Source organism: Blattabacterium cuenoti (assembly GCF_014251755.1).
Classification (GTDB): Bacteria; Bacteroidota; Bacteroidia; order Flavobacteriales; family Blattabacteriaceae; genus Blattabacterium; species Blattabacterium cuenoti_AN.
The window spans coordinates 320,157-335,706 of sequence record NZ_CP059200.1; the positions used below are offsets into that span (position 1 = coordinate 320,157).

The window sequence follows — 15,550 nt, forward strand, 5'->3', positions numbered from 1 at the left end:
AAATTCTCATCATTTTAATTTCATCATATGGGATCTTTTGACAAATTTTACCGTGTGTTTCAAAACACTCTTCAAGACTTATATCCAGAACCTAAGGAATTAGAAAGTATTTTTTTCTTACTCACGACCCACATTTTTCAATGTGATAAAACAACTATTTTATTACGGGTAAATAGAAAAGAACAAATTCATTTTGTTACTTACGATAAGTTAATCAAAAAATTGTGGGAATTGAAAAAAAATAGACCCATACAATATGTCATTGGTCATGCCTACTTTTTTGGAATGAAATTCATTGTTAATGAAAAAGTATTTATTCCTAGACCAGAAACAGAAGAATTGGTATCATGGATACTACAGGATCATAAAAAAGATTATTGCCTTCATGACAATCATCCCATTCAAGTCTTTGATATTGGAACAGGAAGTGGATGTATTAGTATTACTTTAAAAAAGAAAAAACCTGAATTTGTACATATTTATGCCATGGACTCTGATCAAGAAGCTCTTAACATAGCTAAAAAAAACGCAAAATTACATAATGTAAAAATTTCATTAAACAATGTGGATGTTTTGAAAGATGGAATGGATATTCCTACAAAAATAAATAAAAATTCTGTTCACATTATCGTAAGTAATCCTCCCTATGTAAGAATATCTGAAAAAAAACTTCTACACCCAAACATTGTTCAATACGAACCTTATCAAGCTTTATTTGTTCCTGATAAAAAACCTTTGATTTTTTATCAAAAAATTTCTTTTTGGATCAAAAAAAGACTAAATGGAATCGTTTATATTTATTTTGAAATCAACCAATTTATTTATTTGGATATCATTGATCTTTTGAAAAAAATGGGATTTTTAAATATAGAAATCAGAAGAGACTTTCAAGGTTTTTTCAGAATGGTTCGTGCAATTTATTACGCAAATAAATAAATCATAATAACAAATGGATAAAAAAATAGAAAAAAAAATATTTCAACTCAAAAAAGAATTGTTAAAATATAATGATCAATATTATAATTTTGGGATTTCAGAAATATCAGATTATCATTTTGATAAAAAATTGAAAGAATTATCTCTTTTAGAAAATCTATATCCTGAATTCCAGACTTCTACTTCTCCTACAATCAAAGTAGGAGCAAAAGTTCATCCAACCGATTCTTCTATCTCTCCTGTTTATCATTATAAATATAAAATGTATTCTATTCAAAATACCTATTCTAAAAAAGAATTAATGATTTGGAAAACAAAAATAAGTAAATCAGTTCATTCTTTATCTTTTGTATGCGAACCCAAATATGATGGAGTCTCTATTAATTTGATTTATAAAAACGGATTTTTAACCAATGCGGTAACTCGTGGTGATGGAGAAAAAGGAGAAAATGTCACAAAAAATATAAAAACGATAAAATATATTCCTTTCAAATTAATAGGAAATCATTATCCTACGTATCTTGAAATACGTGGAGAAATTTTTCTTCCTATAAAGAATTTTATAGAAATAAATCAACAACGGATAAACAATGGCCTACCCCCTTATACCAATCCAAGAAATACGGCGAGTGGGACACTGAAAATTCGTGATCCTAAAGAAGTACGTAAAAGAGATTTATTTTGTATAGCATTTCATGTTGTAGGAAAACATTTACCTTTTAGTACACAATATGAAGCTATAAAATACATAAAAAATTGGGGGTTTCAAGCTCCTACAGCACGTTTTTGCAGAAACATGAAAGAAGTATTCCATTTTATAGACTTTTGGAAAATCTGTCAAAACCAACTCCCTTATCATACGGACGGAATAGTCATTAAAGTGAATGAATATCAAAAACAATCCTTTTTAGGATTTACCAATAAATACCCACGTTGGGCTATCGCCTATAAGTTCAGACAAAAATTGTCTGAAACCAAATTATTAAGTATTACGTTTCAAGTGGGACGTACGGGAATCATTACTCCTGTAGCCAATGTTGTTCCTATTTTAATTACTGGAACCACAATCAAAAGAGTTGCACTTTATAATGATCGTTTCATACAAAAAATGGGTCTTCATTATGAAGATACCCTTTTATTAGAAAAAGGAGGAAATATCATTCCAAAAGTCACAGAAATCAACATACAAAAAAGATCGAATCAAACTTTTCCTGTATTTTTTTTAAAAAAATGTCCATCATGTAATAGCATTTTAACGAAAAAAAATGAATTATTTTACTGTACTCATCAAAACTGTTTTTCTAAAAGAATAGGAAAAATAATACACTTTGTAAATGTGATGAATATAAAAAAAATTGGAGTAAAAATGATTCATAAATTATATAAAAAAGGTTTTTTATATAATTTTTATGATTTATATGAATTGAAAAAAAAAGAACTATTTCAAATAGATGGAGTCAAAGAAAAATTGGCATGTGGTATTTTGAATAATATAGAGAAATCTAAAGAAAACCCCTATTGTAGAGTATTATTTGCCTTAGGAATTCGTTATATAGGAGAATATTTTTCCAAAAAATTGACAGAACATTTTTTGGATATCAATTCTTTGATGCATGCAAATTATAATCATTTAATTTCTATTTCTGGAATAGGAAAAAAAATTGCAAAAAGTATCATTACTTATTTTTCAATTACGGAACATATACACATAGTTAAAATTCTTGTAAAATATGGATTACAATTACATATTACAAAATGTATGATGATACAAAAATATTCTTTGATTCAAGGAAAATCTTTTGTATTTACAGGTAAATTATCTTGTTTGACCCGAAATGAGGCTAAAAATATAGTAGAATTTTTAGGTGGAAGAGTATATAATACGGTCAATAATAAAATTAATTTTATAGTAGTTGGAAAAAATTTCGGTTCCAAATTAAAAAAAAGTATGAAAAAAAATCACGTAAAAATTTTGACAGAACAGATTTTTTTGGATTGGATTCAAAAAGAAAAAAATCAAAATAGATCAATTTTTTAACAATGGACAGTAATTCATTAAAGTCCGTATATATGGTTTTGTTTTTCATATAGAAAACAGTATATTTAATTTACAAGTAAGTGGGGATTGATTCTTAGATGAGTTAATCCATTAAGTCAGAAATCTATTTTTTTATGTTCTTAAAAAATATATTTACAGAATCTGGATTCGAATCTGAAGCTGAATTTATACCCTTAATGAGTCAAGATGAAGAAGATCAGTTACTTAAAGACGATATTCCCGAACAATTATGTATCTTAACAGTAAGAAATATGGTTTTGTATTCTGGAATTGTTTTTCCAATTATAGCAGGAAAAAGTGGATCCATACAATTGTTACAAGATGCTTATGGATTAGATAAAACAGTTGGAGTATTAACACAAAAAAATTCTGGGATAGAAAATCTTAGTGAAAAAGATTTATATTCTATTGGAACGGTTGCTAAAATATTGAAATTATTAAAAATGCCTGATGGAAATACTACCGTTATTTTGCAGGGAAAAAGAAGATTTAAAGTCAATCGTTTTATTCAAAATGATCCATATTTTAAAGCAGAAATTATAGCGTTAGAAGAAAATAAACCTTCCTGCCAGGATAAAGAATACCTTGCTTTAGTAGAATCTATAAAGGAAATAGCTATAAAAATTATTCAAGATAACCCCAATCTTCCATCAGAAGCAAGCATTGCGATTCGTAATATCGAAAGTCCTTCTTTTTTAATAAATTTTGTAGCAGCTAATATGAATTTAGCTACTAGAGATAAACAAAAATTGTTAGAATACGATGATTTGAAAAAAAGAGCAATGGAAACGTTACGTTTTCTAAACGTAGAACATCAACAAATTAAATTAAAAAACGATATTCAATCCCGTGTTCGTAGTGATATGGATCAGCAACAGAGAGAATATTTTTTGCATCAGCAAATTAAAGCCATACAAGAAGAACTAGGAGATATTTCTTATGAAAAAGAAATAGATGAAATGCGTGTTAAAGCTTCCAGAAAAAAATGGCCAAAGGAAGCAAAAAAACAGTTTGATAGGGAATTGCTAAAAATGCAAAGAACCAATCCTCAAATGCCAGAATATACGGTACAAAGAAATTATCTGGAATTAATGATTGATCTTCCTTGGGGAAGATATTCAAAAGATAATTTTGATTTAGAATATGCACAAAAAATACTAGATAGAGATCACTATGGACTGGAAAAAGTAAAAGAGCGGATTATAGAATATTTAGCTGTCTTAAAATTAAGAGGAGATATGCGTTCTCCTATTCTATGCTTTTACGGTCCACCTGGAGTCGGAAAAACTTCTTTAGGAAGATCTATAGCTACCGCACTGAAAAGAAAATACGTTCGTATTTCTTTGGGAGGATTGCATGATGAATCAGAAATACGGGGACATAGAAGAACTTATATAGGAGCTATGCCTGGTAGATTATTACAATCTATTCGAAAAGTAGGAACTTCGAATCCTGTTTTTGTGATAGACGAAATAGACAAAATGGGTATAGGTACAAATGGGGATCCTTCTTCTGCCATGTTGGAAGTTTTAGATCCGGAACAAAATACTTCGTTTTACGATAATTTTTTAGAAATGGGGTACGATTTATCAAAAGTCTTATTTATTGCTACAGCAAATTCACTTTCCCATATTCAACCTGCTTTAATAGATAGAATGGAAGTCATAGAAATGAATGGATATACGGTAGAAGAAAAAACACAAATTGTAAAAAAACATATACTTCCTAAACAATTGAAAGAAAATGGATTAAAAAAATCAGATTTAATACTTGGAACGAAACAAATAGAAAAAGTCATTGAAAGTTATACAAGAGAATCTGGATTGAGAACTTTGGAAAAACAGATTGCTAAATTAGCACGTTATGTAGCTAAACATATTGCGATGAACAAAAAATATGTGAAAAATTTGAGTATGGAAAAAATAGAAAGAATTCTTGGTATTCCTAATGATCCAGATCGTTATGAAGACAATAATGTTCCAGGTGTGGTGACTGGGTTAGCTTGGACTCATTTTGGGGGAGATATTTTATATATTGAATCCAGTTTATCTAAAGGTAAAGGTCATTTAAGTCTTACTGGCAATTTAGGTGAGGTCATGAAAGAATCTGCTACAATTGCTTTACAGTATATTAAAGCTCATTATAAAGAATTTCACATAGATCCTATAATGTTTGAAGAAAAAAATGTACATGTTCATGTTCCTGAAGGAGCCGTTCCTAAAGATGGTCCATCTGCAGGAATAACAATGTTAACATCTCTAGTATCAAGTTTTACGAAAAGAAAGTTAAGACCTAATTTAGCTATGACAGGAGAAATCACTCTAAGAGGGAAGGTTCTTCCTGTTGGTGGAATTAAAGAAAAAATTCTAGCGGCTAAACGTGCTAATATTAAAGAAATTATTCTATCACAGGAGAATAAAAAAGATATAGAAGAAATCAAAAACGAACACTTAAAAGGATTAACCTTTGATTATGTTAGAAATATGAATGATGTGATTCATTTATCTTTATTGTAAATTATGATGCATGAATTAGAAAATAAGAGCGATCCAGTTCAAGTTCATAGAGAATTCTTAATTCAACTCGCAACAAAATATGGCACTCCACTTTACGTATACGATTCTTACAAAATAAAGAAACAATATATAAAAATGAAAAAGGCTTTTAGTGGAATAAAAAATTTAATCATTAATTATGCCTGTAAAGCTAATACTAATCTGAATATATTAAAATTTTTGCAAAAATTGGGAAGTGGATTAGATACCGTGTCTATTCAAGAAGTAGAACTAGGATTAAAAGCAGGTTTTCATCCTAAAAAAATTATATTCACACCTAATTGTGTTTCTATTCAAGAAATAAAAGAAGCTGTTGGTTTCGGAGTTAGAATCAATCTAGATAATCTGTCCATTTTAGAACAATTTGGAGAATATTACCCTGATTATGCTATAGGAATCAGAATTAATCCGCATATTATGGCAGGAGGGAATTCTAAAATTTCAGTAGGACATATTGATTCTAAATTTGGTATTTCTTACTATCAAATTCCTCATATGAAAAGAATATTAAAGAATACCGGACTTAAAATAGAAGGATTTCATATGCATACAGGATCTGATATATCAGAAATCAAAGCCTTTTTAGAAGGAGCAAAAGTATTGTTTCAAACAGCTATAGATTTTCCAAATCTTGATTATATTGATTTTGGAAGTGGATTTAAAGTGCCATACAAAAAAGATGATATAAAAACAGATCTTAATTCTTTAAGTTACTCTATTACAAAAGAATTTGAAATTTTTTGTAAAACTTATGGAAGTCAAATTACCTTGATTTTTGAACCAGGTAAATTTATAGTTAGTGAATCTGGATATTTTTTAGTTAGTGTCAATGTCATTAAACATACTACTTCTACTGTATTTGCTGGAGTAGATTCAGGATTTAATCATTTTCTTCGTCCTATGTTTTACGATGCTTATCACTGTATTGAAAATATTTCTAATCCCAATGGTCGTCTTCGTTTTTACACAGTGGTTGGATATATTTGCGAATCGGATACCTTTGGTTTTAATAGAAAAGTTCAAGAAATTCGTGAAGGAGACATTTTATGCATTAAGAATGCGGGAGCTTATTGTTTCTCTATGTCTTCTAATTATAATTCTCGTTATAGACCTTCTGAAGTGATGATTTTTAAGGGAAAAGATTTTCTTATAAGAAAAAGAGAAACGATGCAAGATATTCTGAGAAACATAGTAGACATACACATCATATAGTTAGTTTGGAGAGATGGCAGAGTGGTTAATTGCGGCGGTCTTGAAAACCGTTGAGGATCAACACCTCCGGGGGTTCGAATCCCTCTCTCTCCGCACATGAATAACTATTTTTGGATTTTTTCTAATTTTTGAATCTGTTTTTCAATACTTTCGTTATTTATTTTTTTAAATAAGAATGTGGTTCTCCCTAAAACATGTCCTGGGCATAAAATTTCTTCTATGTTTTTTATTTGATTCCAAAAAAAAATTTTCAAACGAAGCATATCTAACAATTTTTTTGCCGTATATGGAAGAAAAGGTTCGGCTAATTGAGCCAACACCCCAACAATTTGCAGTGATACATAAAGTATGGTATTAACACGTTTTTCTGTTTTTTTTTTATTATTCCAAGGTTCTTCCTCTGTTAAATATTTGTTTCCTAGTCTAGCTAAATCCATAAAACATGTTAAGGATTCTCTAAATTGATAGGATTCAATTAAATTTCCTATATGTTTTGGATAATTTTTAATTTTTTTTAAAATGTATTTATCCTTTATAGATAACATTTCAGGATTAGGAACAATTCCTTTATTGTACTTCTGGATTAAAGTTAGACTTCTATTTACAAAATTTCCTAATATAGAAACCAATTCCGTATTATTTTTTCTTTGAAAATCTTTCCAATTAAAATTATTATCTTTTTTTTCAGGCATATTAGATATGAGAATATAACGAAGTGTATCCTGTTGATTTGGAAAATCTTTTAAATATTCATGACCCCATACTGCCCAATTTTTAGAAGTAGATATTTTTTTATTTTCTAGATGAAGAAATTCATTAGCCAATATTTGATCTGGAAGAATATATCCACTATTATATGCTTTCAGTGTAACTGGAAAAATAATGCAGTGAAAAACAATATTATCTTTTCCTATAAATTGAATCAATTTGGTTTTTTCATCTTTCCAATAAGGTTTCCAATCTATTTTTGTTTGTCTAGCCCACTCTATCGTAGAAGAAATATATCCTATAGGAGCTTCAAACCATACATACAGAACTTTTCCTTTATTTTTTGGAATAGGAACACCCCAATTCAAATCTCTTGTGATAGCACGAGATTTTAATCCTTGATTTAACCAAGATTTTGCTTGTCCATATACATTCACTTTCCAATCTTTCTTATGATTCATTAAAATCCATTTTTCCAAAAATTCTTGATATTGATTTAAAGGAAAGTACCAATGTTTAGTTTTTTTCAAAATGGGAAAACTTCCACTTATAGTCGATTTTGGATACATTAAATCTTCAGGGTTTAACGAACTTCCACAATTTTCGCATTGATCTCCATAAGCTTCTTTATTTTTGCAATGGGGACATGTACCAGATATATACCTATCCGCTAAAAATTGTTTAGCTTCTTGATCATAATATTGTTCAGATACTTTTTCAAAAATCTTTTTTTTTTCATGAAGTTTTTTAAAAAAAGAAGTAGAAATTTCGTGATGAATTTTTGCAGAGGTTCTGGAATAGTGATCAAACTGTATTCCAAAATTATTAAAACAATCTTTAATCATGTAATGATACTTATTTACTATTTCTTGAGGAGTTTTTTTTTCTTTTTGAGCTTGCATAGCAATCGGAACTCCATGTTCATCCGATCCACATATAAAAATAACATCTATTTTTTTTCGTCTCAGATAACGAACAAAAACATCTGCAGGGAAATAAACTCCAGCCAAATGTCCTATATGAATTGGTCCATTTGCATAAGGTAAAGCAGCCGTGACTGTATATTTATTTGATTTTTTCATAATAATATAAAAATTGATATATGAATAAAAAATTATTTTTAATTGACGCATATCCACTTATTTATCAGAGTTATTATGCTTATAAACATCATCCACTTTTCACTTCTAAAGGACTCAATACTTCACCTATCATAAATTTCACATATTTTTTAATGAACACATTAAATAATGAAAAACCATCCTATATGGCTACTATTTTTGATACGCATCAAGGTCCTTCTTTTAGGAAAAAAGAATATGACAAATATAAAGCGCATAGAAACAAAACACCGGAAGCTATTTTTGAGGCAATTCCTTATATTATAAAGATTTTAAAAACTTTTCAAATTTCTTTTTTTTATGCTCCCGACGGATATGAGGCAGATGATTTTATCGGAACAATAGCTAAAAAAGCAGAAAATAAAGGATATGTAATTTATATAATTACTTTAGATAAAGATTTTTTTCAACTGATAACAGAAAATATTAAAGTTTATATCCCACCTTTTAAAGGAAAACCAAAAAAAATATTGGGAATAGAAGAAATAAAAAAAAAATTTGGTGTGAATCATCCAAAACAAGTTATAGATTTGTGGAGTATGATGGGGGATCCTTCTGATAACATACCAGGATTACCAGGAGTTGGAAAAATAAATGCCATAAAATTTATTCAAAAATATGGAAGTATTGAAAAATTATTGAATTCAACTCATGATCTTAACGGAAAAATTCAAAAAAATATTGAAAAAAATAAAGATTTAGGTATTTTATCAAAAAAATTAATTACTATTGTTACTAATATTCCCTTTTTTTCTTTTCATGAAAAAAAATTTTTTGTAAAAAAACCAAACTGGGATTCTATAAAAAAAATATTCTTTGAACTTGAGTTTATAAAATTGTTAAAAAAAGCTCATGAATATTATAAATTAAAAATAAAAGAATAATTTTACTTTTTTATATACAAATTATATTTTTCCATATAATACCAAACTTCTGCATGAAGCATAGGTTTCATATTTTTTCCTTCTTGAATAGATTTTCGAATAAAAGAAGAAGATATTTCAATAATTGGAGCTTTCAAAAAAATTATGTTCTTATAATATTTAAAAACAGGATGGGAAAAATATCCAATTCTAGGATAAACCAAAATATTATATTTATTTAAAATGATTTTATAATTTTTCCATTTTCTAAAAAAATAAAATGAATCTTTTCCCAAAAGAATAAAAAATTTATTTCTAGGATATTTTTTTTCTATTTTCGAAAGTGTATGAATGGTATAAGAAGGAAAATCTCCAGATTCAATATCCAAAACACTCATTTTTTCATAATTAGAAACAGCTATTCGAACCATTTCAATTCTATGTTCATAATCTAAAAGATTCTTTTTTTTTTAATGGATTTTGTGGAGAAACCACAAACCAAACAGAATCTATATCTATAAATTCTGTTATATAATTAGCAATAATTGTATGTCCTAAATGAATAGGATTAAATGATCCAAAATAAAGTCCGATTTTCATACTGATCCATAAATCAAATAAAAAATACCGAGTAGACATACATATCGTCTATCGATATTTTTTATGATTTTTTTTTTTTTGTTAAATCATTTTCACACGATAATTCAATCCTAAAATAAGAAAATGATCATTATTCTTTTCTTTTTTAATTTGATCTAAATTGTAATTTATTCTATAATTTTGATATGCAATAAAAAAACTAATATCATCATTTTTTATGATAGGAAGAAATTCTACACCTCCATAATAAGTATATATTTTTTGAAACAATTCATTTGGTCCCAAAATATTATTTATTTTTTTCTTATAGCTCCCTATTTCATATACTCCTTTAGCAATTAAATTCCATTTTGGAAGAAAATTATATTTTAATTTTACTAAATAGGTTCCATATTTTACAGAGACAATATCATAATTATAATAATAATCACGATTCCATGATCGTGAAATGCTCTTATTTGTTTCTATGTCTTCATTGCTCAATATATAGTCTGTTTCTATGGTGACAGGGGTATAATTGAATTGACTACCTAAAGCTAATAATTTCCAATATTTTTGTTTTTCATGTTCTTGAAAAATAGAATAGGACCATCTATTTTTTATGATTTTATCATCATGATCATGATCATGATCATGATCATTATTTGGTGGATTCATACCCCAATTCCAATTTACAGAATATCCCATAGGATAATTGATGTCTTGAATTATCATATTTCCTTCTTCCTGTCGTTTCATATCATTGACAACTTGAAATTGTAACTCATGATCTTTTATGGGATGATAAATAAAACTGAATCCAACATAATTATTATTTTTGTTTCTTTTGTGTACATGTGTATAACGGTATGCGTGTTCATAGGGTCCACTAGCATATTCCATACTTCCAAAAGAAAAAGGTTGTTTTCCAAACAAAAAATCAAGTTTATCGTTCCACTTATATTTTAAATAAGCTACATCTAGCATGTTATAATTTTTGTTTTCTATTTGTTTAACAAACTGTTTTGTAAAACAATAACTGATTTTATCATTTGCCTTTCCTATCACTTCCAAATTGAAATTGTTTTCAGAAAAATGAGTATTTTCAGAAATGTCTTCTTTCATTCCAAAATGAATACTATTCGAATAATCTAAAAATACGTTAAAATTAGGATTTTCATCTATTGTTTTTTTTTGTTGTATGATTTCTGAAAAACTATGAAAAGGATAAAAAAATCCTAAAAAAAGAATCAGGAAAATAATTTTTGTTTTTTTCATTTTTTTAATTTTATTATTCAATCATAATATAACATAATATATAAAAACTTTTTTAAACTATTTGTTTTGGTTTCAAAAAGATTAAATTTTTTTTCCAAAACTATAAAAAAAATGTACAGAAATAAAATAAAAAAAACAGAAAGAAAAAATAAAAAAAAAACTCTTAAAACTATTTTTGGATTTTTTTTATTAGGAAATAGTATTTTTTTGTTTTTAAGTTTTTTTTCTTTTCTATTTCATTGGAAAAATGATCAAAGTCAACTCGAAAAACTTTTCGATAAAGAAATTATAGCAGAAAATTTACTTGGAAAAATGGGAGCGACCGTCTCTCACTATTTTATTCACTGTGGAATAGGAGTTAATGCTTTTTTTATTCCTATATTCTTATTTCTCACAGGATTAAAAATTCTTTTTTCAGAAAAAGAATTTTTCAATAATTTTTATAAATCCACAATATATAAATTCCTATTTTTTATCATATGGCTTCCCATATTTTTTTATGTTATTGTTCCTGATCAAGGAATATTCAGTGGAATTTTTGGATTTGAAATAGGAAACTACTTGATTCATTTATTTGGAAAAGTAGGATTATCTATGCTTCTTTTTACGAGTATCATTTTTTACTGGATCATCATTTTTCGTATCAATGATTCAACCATAAACAATGGAATAAAAAAAAAAATCCAAAATTTTAACAAAAAAATAGATACAACATTACAATTGTGTAATGATTTTGATAATCATACAAAGATGGATTCTTCTTTCCATAAAAAAAAAAATATGCTTTATTCTATTCTTTACAAAAAAAAGGAAGATTTTTCATTCATTGATTTGAAAATAGATTTGGAATCTAATAAAAAAAAAATAATTCAAATCCTGAACCATTATAATATAGAAATATGTGAAATAAAAGCGAATATAGGACCTACTATCACTTTGTATGAAATCTATCCTAAAGTGGGAACACGTATTTCTAAAATCAAGAACTTAAAAAATGAAATCGCCTTAAATTTATCCGCTTTATCCATAAGAATTATAGCTCCCATACCTGGAAAAGGATCTATTGGAATAGAAATCCCAAATTATAAACGTTATCCTGTTTATATGAAAGACATTCTGTTTTCAGAAGAAAGTCACAAAAAAAGTCATAAAATGGAACTGCCCATTTCTTTAGGAAAAACAGTATTTAATGAGATTTTGATTGTAGATTTAGCAAAAATGCCCCATTTACTTATAGCAGGATCAACAGGACAAGGAAAATCCGTAGGATTAAATGTCATGATTGTTTTTCTATTATATCAAAAACATCCAAAAGATATCAAGTTTATTTTGATTGATCCAAAAAAAGTAGAATTATCAATCTATAAAAAAATTTCAAAATCTTATTTTGCTACACTTCCGAATTCTATAGAACCCATCATTACAGATTTACATAAAGTAAAGAATATATTAAATTCTTTATGTAAAGAAATGGATCAAAGATATGCTCTTTTCGAAAAAAATAAGGTTAGAAATATTAAAGAATATAATAATGTCATAAAAAAATACAATAAATATCATTTACCTTATATTATATTAATTATTGATGAATTTGCCGATTTAAATATGAATCATCAAAAAAAACAAATAGAAATATATATCACCCGGTTAGCACAGCTCGCTCGCGCTGTAGGAATTCATTTGATTATAGCAACACAACGTCCATCAGTAGATGTAATTACGGGGTTAATAAAATCCAATTTTACTGCAAGAATAGCATTTAGAGTTAGTTCTAAAATAGATTCTAGAACGATATTAGATTGCACAGGTGCTGAACAATTAATAGGAAAAGGAGATATGCTCTTTTCGAATAGAAATGAATTGATACGATTACAATGTCCATTTATGGAATTATCAGACATTCAAAAAATTGTTGATTTTTATGGAAATAATAAAAAAAATGAGTACTTTTTTTTGCCGAAACCGGATTTATCATGATAATAAAAAAACTTGATTTATACATGATTCGTTTATTTATGGCTCCTTTTTTAATGATTTATTCTACAATATTTATCATTTTTATGATTCAATTTTTTTGGAGTCAAATAGATGAACTAACAGGGAAAAACATTAGCATTTTCATAATATTAAAATTTATATTATATTTTGGCATATCTATTCTTCCATTAGTAACTCCCATTGCCCTATTATTGACTTCTATTATAATATTTGGTGATTTTTCAGAAAATCAAGAACTGATCGCTATCAAATCTTCTGGAATATCTCTTTTCCGTGTTATGATTCCTATTTTAGGAATAACCTTCGTTTTATCCATTGGATTATATTTATTTTCAGATTTTGTTATTCCAAGAGCAAAAATAAAAGTGAAAAAATTAGGATATAAAATATCGTTCACTTATCCATCTTTAAAATTAAAGGAAGGAATTTTCGTAAATCTATTTCCAAATTTTTTCATAAAAATAGATAGAAAATCAATAAATAATAATTATTTACATAATATATTTATTTTTTTCTATGGTAAAAATTCACTTGTCAATACAATTCTTTCTAAAAAAGGAATTTTAATCTCCAATCAAGAGGATGGATCTATTCAATTGAAATTAATGAATGGAGTTTTATATAGTGAAAATTTGAATGTAGGACCCAAAAAAGAACAATCCTCTTATCAAATTGTAGAATTTGATACTTTAATTCAAAATTTTAAAATTCCTTCAGAATCCCAAATAAAAAATTTATATGATGATGACTATGATTTTTATCAAACTCTAAATACGAAAAATCTTATTCAAAAAATAAATTTTTTAAAGAAAAAAAATGATAAAAAAATCAATACAAACGAAAGTAAAATATACTTAGCCAAGCTGCAACTAGAATTACAAAAAAAATTTACATTTCCAGTAACATGCATTATAATGTTTCTTACTGGAGCACCATTAGGTGCTATTATTAGAAAAGGAGGAATAGGTTATCCAACTATGATAGCACTGATTATATTTATCATTTATTATACTTTACTAACCATCACTCAAAATAAAGTAGAAAAAACTGAAATCTGTCCATGGATCGGGGCCTGGATCCCTAATTTAATTTTTTTTCCAGTAAGTATATGGATGACTTATAAAACTGTAATGGATGATTTTTATATTATATAATAATTAAATAATGATGGTTTTTGACTTAAATGAAATTGAAGAGGCCATACAGGATATAAAAAATGGAAAAATTATTATCGTGGTTGATGATAAAAATCGTGAAAATGAAGGAGATTTTATAGTAGCTGCTGAAAAAATAACTCCTGAAATTGTAAATTTTCTCATTACCCATGGGAGAGGATTAGTTTGTGTTTCCTTAACGGAAGAAAAATGTGATCAATTAGAACTTAAAATGATGGTAAAAAATAATACAGATCCTAGGAAAACGGCTTTCACCGTCTCCGTAGATTTACGAGGGTATGGCGTTAGCACTGGAATTTCTGCTTCAGATAGAGCCAAAACTATTCTTGCCCTAGTGAATGAAATCGAACCAAAAGCATTCAACAAACCAGGACATATATTTCCTCTACGCGCAAAAAAAGGAGGAGTCTTAGAAAGACCTGGACATACGGAAGCTGCTATCGATATCACTAAAATAGCCAGATGCATTCCTGGAGGAGTATTGGTAGAAATTCTGAATAAAAATGGATCTATGGCCCGTTTACCACAACTGATTCAGATCGCAAAAAAATTTCATATAAAAATCATATCCATAGAAGATCTTATTAAATATAAAATAAAACATAAAAAAGAATCATGAATGCGGTCTGGACGGGATTTGAACCCGCGACCCCATGCGTGACAGGCATGTATTCTAACCAACTGAACTACCAGACCCAAAATTATGAATTTATTAAAGCATCTAATTTTTTTCTTATTTCTTCTTTAGAAAGAATTCCAATATGAATATCTTTTTTTTCTCCATTTTTAAAAAAAATCATAGTAGGAATACTACGGATACCATATTTAGAAGAAGCTTTTGGGTTATTATCTACATTCAACTTAAAAACTAATATTTTGGTATGATATTCAGAAAAGATTTCTTCTAATAGAATAGATAAAGCTCTACATGGGGAACACCATGGGGCCCAAAAATCTACCAGAATAGGTTTTTCTGATTCAGAAATCAACTGTTCAAAATTTTCATCGTTTATTTCTTTTAACATACTTTTTCCATTTTATTTAAAAAAAAATATAACAAACAAAT

General features: G+C 27.3%; 13 protein-coding genes and 2 tRNA genes. 9 read left to right on the forward strand and 6 right to left on the reverse strand.

The annotated features are described in order from the left end of the window. Nucleotides 1–27: 27 nt before the first annotated feature. From H0H57_RS01540 to H0H57_RS01560, 5 genes are all read left to right on the forward strand, one after another. Nucleotides 28–936, forward strand: a complete 909-nt coding sequence (locus tag H0H57_RS01540) for a N5-glutamine methyltransferase family protein (RefSeq protein WP_185863563.1) — start codon at nucleotides 28–30, stop codon at nucleotides 934–936. 13 nt (nucleotides 937–949) lie between these two features. Next, nucleotides 950–2,974, forward strand: coding sequence for an NAD-dependent DNA ligase LigA (gene ligA, locus H0H57_RS01545; RefSeq protein ID WP_185863564.1), 2,025 nt, complete (start codon nucleotides 950–952; stop codon nucleotides 2,972–2,974). A gap of 134 nt (nucleotides 2,975–3,108) precedes the next feature. Beyond that, nucleotides 3,109–5,511 (forward strand): endopeptidase La, encoded by a 2,403-nt coding sequence (gene lon / locus H0H57_RS01550; protein ID WP_185863565.1) that lies wholly within the window; start codon nucleotides 3,109–3,111, stop codon nucleotides 5,509–5,511. Nucleotides 5,512–5,514: 3 nt separating this feature from the next. Continuing rightward, nucleotides 5,515–6,762: a diaminopimelate decarboxylase gene (gene lysA, locus H0H57_RS01555; RefSeq protein WP_394798846.1), complete on the forward strand. Its 1,248-nt coding sequence runs from the start codon at nucleotides 5,515–5,517 to the stop codon at nucleotides 6,760–6,762. A gap of 7 nt (nucleotides 6,763–6,769) precedes the next feature. Next, nucleotides 6,770–6,855, forward strand: a tRNA-Ser gene (locus tag H0H57_RS01560). Nucleotides 6,856–6,866: 11 nt separating this feature from the next. Here H0H57_RS01560 and metG read toward each other — a convergent pair. Continuing rightward, nucleotides 6,867–8,552 carry a methionine--tRNA ligase gene (gene metG / locus H0H57_RS01565; RefSeq protein WP_185863566.1) on the reverse strand — a complete coding sequence of 562 codons (1,686 nt, stop codon included), beginning with the start codon at nucleotides 8,550–8,552 and terminating at the stop codon, nucleotides 6,867–6,869. Between the two features lie 20 nt (nucleotides 8,553–8,572). Here metG and H0H57_RS01570 point away from each other — a divergent pair, with 20 nt between their 5' ends. After that, a complete protein-coding gene (locus H0H57_RS01570) occupies nucleotides 8,573–9,475 on the forward strand; it encodes a 5'-3' exonuclease (RefSeq protein WP_185863567.1) in 903 nt (300 codons plus the stop codon). Between the two features lie 2 nt (nucleotides 9,476–9,477). Here H0H57_RS01570 and H0H57_RS01575 read toward each other — a convergent pair whose 3' ends face one another. From H0H57_RS01575 to H0H57_RS01580, 3 genes are all read right to left on the reverse strand, one after another. Beyond that, nucleotides 9,478–9,885: a nicotinate-nicotinamide nucleotide adenylyltransferase gene (locus H0H57_RS01575; protein WP_317168239.1), complete on the reverse strand. Its 408-nt coding sequence runs from the start codon at nucleotides 9,883–9,885 to the stop codon at nucleotides 9,478–9,480. Between the two features lie 13 nt (nucleotides 9,886–9,898). Beyond that, nucleotides 9,899–10,054 carry a nicotinate-nicotinamide nucleotide adenylyltransferase gene (locus H0H57_RS03160; protein WP_317168240.1) on the reverse strand — a complete coding sequence of 52 codons (156 nt, stop codon included), beginning with the start codon at nucleotides 10,052–10,054 and terminating at the stop codon, nucleotides 9,899–9,901. An 81-nt stretch (nucleotides 10,055–10,135) separates the two neighbouring features. Next, the gene (locus tag H0H57_RS01580) at nucleotides 10,136–11,311 is read right to left on the reverse strand and encodes a porin (RefSeq protein ID WP_185863568.1); all 1,176 of its coding nucleotides are present in this window, start codon (nucleotides 11,309–11,311) and stop codon (nucleotides 10,136–10,138) included. Between the two features lie 111 nt (nucleotides 11,312–11,422). On the opposite strand from H0H57_RS01580, the gene H0H57_RS01585 reads away from it, so the two are divergent. From H0H57_RS01585 to ribB, 3 genes are read left to right on the forward strand one after another with little or no spacing between them, the layout of a single operon-like run. Continuing rightward, on the forward strand, nucleotides 11,423–13,288 hold the full coding sequence (locus H0H57_RS01585) for a DNA translocase FtsK 4TM domain-containing protein (RefSeq protein ID WP_185863569.1): 1,866 nt from the start codon (nucleotides 11,423–11,425) through the stop codon (nucleotides 13,286–13,288). Then, the gene (locus H0H57_RS01590; protein ID WP_185863570.1) at nucleotides 13,285–14,463 is read left to right on the forward strand and encodes an LptF/LptG family permease; all 1,179 of its coding nucleotides are present in this window, start codon (nucleotides 13,285–13,287) and stop codon (nucleotides 14,461–14,463) included. Before H0H57_RS01585 ends, H0H57_RS01590 begins: the two co-directional genes overlap by 4 nt. A gap of 10 nt (nucleotides 14,464–14,473) precedes the next feature. Continuing rightward, nucleotides 14,474–15,103 (forward strand): 3,4-dihydroxy-2-butanone-4-phosphate synthase, encoded by a 630-nt coding sequence (gene ribB, locus H0H57_RS01595; RefSeq protein WP_394798847.1) that lies wholly within the window; start codon nucleotides 14,474–14,476, stop codon nucleotides 15,101–15,103. Between the two features lie 3 nt (nucleotides 15,104–15,106). On the opposite strand, the gene H0H57_RS01600 is transcribed toward ribB, so the two are convergent. Continuing rightward, nucleotides 15,107–15,180, reverse strand: a tRNA-Asp gene (locus H0H57_RS01600). 5 nt (nucleotides 15,181–15,185) lie between these two features. Further along, complete coding sequence (gene trxA, locus H0H57_RS01605) at nucleotides 15,186–15,509, reverse strand: thioredoxin (protein WP_185863571.1); 324 nt, start codon at nucleotides 15,507–15,509, stop codon at nucleotides 15,186–15,188. Nucleotides 15,510–15,550: the final 41 nt, after the last annotated feature.

Excerpts from the sequence above, each read along its gene's own strand:
- H0H57_RS01570 (WP_185863567.1), top strand. The coding sequence starts at position 8,573 with ATGAATAAAAAATTATTTTTAATTGACGCATATCCACTTATTTATCAG.
- H0H57_RS01580 (WP_185863568.1), bottom strand. The coding sequence starts at position 11,311 with ATGAAAAAAACAAAAATTATTTTCCTGATTCTTTTTTTAGGATTTTTT.
- lon (WP_185863565.1), top strand. The coding sequence starts at position 3,109 with ATGTTCTTAAAAAATATATTTACAGAATCTGGATTCGAATCTGAAGCT.
- ribB (WP_394798847.1), top strand. The coding sequence starts at position 14,474 with ATGATGGTTTTTGACTTAAATGAAATTGAAGAGGCCATACAGGATATA.
- H0H57_RS01540 (WP_185863563.1), top strand. The coding sequence starts at position 28 with ATGGGATCTTTTGACAAATTTTACCGTGTGTTTCAAAACACTCTTCAA.
- H0H57_RS01585 (WP_185863569.1), top strand. The coding sequence starts at position 11,423 with ATGTACAGAAATAAAATAAAAAAAACAGAAAGAAAAAATAAAAAAAAA.
- H0H57_RS01590 (WP_185863570.1), top strand. The coding sequence starts at position 13,285 with ATGATAATAAAAAAACTTGATTTATACATGATTCGTTTATTTATGGCT.
- metG (WP_185863566.1), bottom strand. The coding sequence starts at position 8,552 with ATGAAAAAATCAAATAAATATACAGTCACGGCTGCTTTACCTTATGCA.
- H0H57_RS01575 (WP_317168239.1), bottom strand. The coding sequence starts at position 9,885 with ATGGTTCGAATAGCTGTTTCTAATTATGAAAAAATGAGTGTTTTGGAT.
- H0H57_RS03160 (WP_317168240.1), bottom strand. The coding sequence starts at position 10,054 with ATGAAAATCGGACTTTATTTTGGATCATTTAATCCTATTCATTTAGGA.
- lysA (WP_394798846.1), top strand. The coding sequence starts at position 5,515 with ATGATGCATGAATTAGAAAATAAGAGCGATCCAGTTCAAGTTCATAGA.
- trxA (WP_185863571.1), bottom strand. The coding sequence starts at position 15,509 with ATGTTAAAAGAAATAAACGATGAAAATTTTGAACAGTTGATTTCTGAA.
- ligA (WP_185863564.1), top strand. The coding sequence starts at position 950 with ATGGATAAAAAAATAGAAAAAAAAATATTTCAACTCAAAAAAGAATTG.